This window comes from Traorella sp. mt218 (assembly GCF_055420025.1).
The window spans coordinates 1-4,371 of record NZ_JBVAYM010000047.1 but is presented as its reverse complement, the minus strand read 5'-3'; the positions used below and the strand labels follow the sequence as shown (position 1 = coordinate 4,371).

The window sequence follows — 4,371 nt, the reverse complement described above, 5'->3', positions numbered from 1 at the left end:
TACAATTTAATGACCCTGAAATAACCTTCATTGGTTGCCTGTCCTAATTTTCTGACCTTGTAACAGTCGCCAATTTTAAATGTATGATATGTAATGCCATAAAAAAGATCTGTTTCCTGGCTTCTTGGTTTGAAGCCGACTGAAAGAATAATCGTATCTGCATGGATTTCTTTAAGTTTATTGTCTTGTTCGATAACAACACTATTATCCTTGATTTCGATGACCTTGGCAGATGTATAAGGCTGACAGTCCACTTGTTTCAGGATCCAATCCAACTGACTCCGCCAATTGATATCCTGCTCCTGCTTGGCAATCTGATCGCTCATTTCTATGACGCTGACATGATGACCCTCATCCGCTAAGAAGATACCTGTTTCAATACCGGTAGCACCGCCGCCAATAACTACCACTTTTCCTTTAACTTGTTCAGGATGGGCATAGACATCAATGGCCTGCATTACTTTCGCCTGCGTACTTTCAAGCCCTTTGATCTTTGGTGTTATCGGTTCTGCCCCTAAGGCAAGTATCAAAGCATCGGGGTGCAATTTTTCTACCAGTTCGGGTGTTGCCTTCGTATTTAAAAGCACTTGGATCGGATATTTTTCTACCTGTCCTTGCAGGAATTTACAGAAAATATCCAGATCGACTTTGAAACGGTCTTTTTGAAAATGACGGATCTGTCCACCCAGCGTATCTTCTTTTTCAATCAGCGTTACCTGATGGCCTCTCTGAGCAGCCGTGATGCTCGCTCGCATACCACCCGGTCCTCCGCCCACGACAACGATATGTTTTTTTATTTTTGCTTTCTTTGGTTCTTTTTCCACCCATGAATAATTTCCATATCGTGGATTGCTGGCACATCCCATACCGTTTTGTTCGCTGCAGGTTGCACACCTCAGACATGGATAAATATCTTCCTGTCTTCCATCATAGGCCTTTTTAGGCCAATCAGGATCTACCATTGCTTCACGTCCGATAGCCACAAGATCACAGGCTTTAGATGCGATCGCATATTCCGCTTCTTCCGGCAGGATCACCGAACCCACAAGAACGACCGGTACATGGACATGTTGCTTTACTTGACGAACCAGATCAATTTTATCGAGATGAGGTTTGAAGTTTTTAGATACACAGTGATGGAATAATTCCGGTTCTGAATCTAAGCCTGCCGATACATGCACTAAGTCAATATAGGGTTCAGCCAACTGTACGAAACGAATACATTCATCAACATCAAAGCCGCCTTCCCGATATTCTCTTGCACCGACCCTTAATTCAATCGGATAATCTTTTCCTACGGCTTCTCGTACTTTTTTAAGTATTAGCAGCGGAAAGCGTACACGGTTTTCAAAAGAGCCGCCATACTGATCTGTCCGCTTATTGAAAGTCGGTGATAAAAACTGATAAGGCAGCCATCCATGTGCAAAATGAAGCATGATCATATCAAACCCGAAATTTTTGAAATTAACAGCTGCTTTCGCATAATTATCCGCAACATGCTGGATCATGTCCTCATCCATGCCCTGCACATGAATCGTTAATCCTTTTTTATGAAGATATGTTTCCGTGATCGGTCCGATCGCATGTCCTTCCTTTCCTGAATCTTTTGGAAAGTTATGCGCATATCGTCCGGCATGGATCAGCTCTACCGATGCATACATGCCATAACGCTGTAAGGCAAGCATCTGCTGACGCAGCATCTTCGCACCTTCCAATCCATGCACCTGCTGACCTTTTGGTTTGACAAAAGGGTCAGGATAGCCCATCAGCTGTGACCATTCATCATCGATCTGCCAGCTGCCAAGAGTCATGAGTGAAGCTCCTGACTGGCCAAATTCTTCACAGATTTCAGGTACACCATTGCCCATTGGTGCAATTTCGATCCTGTTAGGAAACCGTAATGAGTTAATTTGTATTGGTTCAAAAAGATGTGGATACTTCAAATTCATTTTACATTCACCCCCGCAAAATATCCGTCATTGATAGCTTCAATCACCGTTGCAACGCTCCGGCAATCGCCAATCATCGTTGTTTCCGGTGTCACGCCATATAAACCATAAGCTTCTTTTTTCTTTGAACGTAAGCCAACGCTAAGGAATACCTGATCTGCTTCGATAAAGCTCTTATTTCCTTCACGATCTTCCACAAATACACCTTGCTCTGTTATCTCAGTTACTTGTGAGTTCAAATGAACATGCAATTTTTCACACTTCTCCATATGATGACGCAAAGCGATACGATAAAGCTTATTTCCTTTAGCACATAACGTATCACTCATCTCAATGATTGATACTTCTTTTCCCTGTTCCGCTAATTCAAGTGCTAACTCTGTACCAATCGTACCACCACCGATCACTACAGTCTTTCCGCAGATATTTTCCAATCCATGCTCATAAGCCTCTACGGCCTGTCTTGCATACTCAACACCTTTGATCGGAGGCGTTATATAATCGGCACCGATTGCGATGATAACATCATCCGGCTGCAATGATTCCAAAAGTTTCTGATCAGCATTAGTAGAAAGCATGACTTTGACATGGCTTTTCTCAATATGATGAATCAGATATTCTTTAAATTTACGTAAATCTTCTTTATAAACACCCTTATCCGCCACATTGAGCTGCCCGCCTAACACATCCGCTTTTTCAATCAGGGTCACATGATGTCCTTTCGCATCTGCACTCAATGCCGCCTTCATGCCTGCAGGGCCACCGCCGACAACGACGACATTTCTTGGATGATCACTTTTTTCTTCCTTTAACGGAACTCGATTTTCTCTTCTAAATCTTGGATTGACCGAACACTGGACATTGGCATGTTCCGTAGCTATATGATAACAATTTAAACAGCGCAAACAAGGTACGATCTCTTCATCCAAACCTTTCTCCGCCTTTAATGGCCAATAAGGATCAGCCACTAATTGTCTTCCCAGCATGACCGCATCAATTTTTCCTTCACCGATCAACTCATCACAAATTTTCGGATCTGAAACACCACCGACAAGACATACCATGGCCCCTGTTTCTTTCTTTACCCTCTGCGCAAAATCAAGATTGTAATACCGTGGTTCAAAAATCGTGGTATGCGTATATACATTGGCCTCATAATGATCAACATCCCCACCATAACAATCCATACCGGCAGAAATATTAAAGATATCAACGATATCCTTCACAGAATCAATAAAATAAAGCATATCATCTTCACAATAAGTTTCAGGAATCACCAATTGACGAGAAACACGTACCATGATCGGATAGTCCTTACCTACTGTTTTTCTAACAGCAAGCAATGCTTCTCTGGCAAAACGCGTTCGATTTTCCACGCTGCCGCCATATTCATCACTGCGTTGATTCCATACAGGAGATAAAAAGATCGAACATTGTGAATCATGACCAAAATGAAGCATGATCATACGGATTCCAAAATCCTTTGCCTTCTTGCATTCTGCACATAAAGCATCAATTTGGGCACGCATCTGTTCATGAGTCATCGCCTTTGCCTTCTCACCCGTATAAGCAATGCCATCACTAGGCGCCTGAATCGTACCATCCTCATTTTTCAGCGGATGAAAACTAAACTCCATGACTCCGACAGCTCCGCTTTCTTCGATCAATGACCAGGTTTCCCGTGTCACATCACGGGCATATTTATCAAAGGGACTGGAACATTTCGCAATATCCGCTGTTCCATAGCTTGAAACAACGATCGCACTGCTGCCGCCCTGTGCCTTATCCGGTAAAGAAATCCCACCATAGTAAGTCGAAGATAAAAGCATGGCTCTTGGTACCCCCATAGGAGCTGCTATCACTCGGTTTTTCAACATCACTCCATTTACCTGTAAAGGAGCAAACAGATTCGGATATTTCATTTCTTTCACACTATCACCTCTGTTATCATTATTTCTAAAATGAAGCTTTCTTTCAAGCTTCACTCTTGCACGAGGGTTATGCAACTTTAAAGAAAATTCATCAGATCTGCCCCGTCACAGTGCAAAAAATATCTTCGATCTCCAATAAGAAAATGATTTTGTAACCAAAATCGTATGCACGATCGTAAAGACATTTATAGGCCTTATGAAGAACACGGTTATAGACTCTCAGATCATGAAGAATGCTGTTCTTCAGATCAGGGAATTCACGGTAATAGAAACGGTTGGAAAGAGAAAAGACTTTCAAGATGTCTCCTTGATAGAAAAAAGAGTATTCACACAGATATTAATGACACATAAAATCATAATATAAGTATACTTAACTTTTTTCATTCTCTTTCATTATCTTCCTGTCCATCAAAATTGAAATTTCCTAATATACAAAAAAAGGAACAACGATCATTGTTCCTTAATCTAAATCTTCACCATTCGTTTCTATA

3 protein-coding genes are annotated in these 4,371 nt (G+C 41.7%); all 3 read right to left on the bottom strand.

What is annotated here, in order from left to right; genetic code table 11:
* Positions 1-1,949 (bottom strand): oxidoreductase (locus ACZYT3_RS12570; RefSeq protein WP_464088890.1); only part of this gene is annotated, 1,949 nt, incomplete at its 3' end.
* A complete protein-coding gene (locus tag ACZYT3_RS12565) occupies positions 1,946-3,871 on the bottom strand; it encodes an FAD-dependent oxidoreductase (RefSeq protein WP_464088891.1) in 1,926 nt (641 codons plus the stop codon). The genes ACZYT3_RS12570 and ACZYT3_RS12565, both read right to left, overlap by 4 nt.
* Before the next feature lie 100 nt (positions 3,872-3,971).
* Positions 3,972-4,178, bottom strand: coding sequence for a hypothetical protein (locus tag ACZYT3_RS12560; RefSeq protein WP_294561445.1), 207 nt, complete (start codon positions 4,176-4,178; stop codon positions 3,972-3,974).
* Positions 4,179-4,371 lie beyond the last annotated feature (193 nt).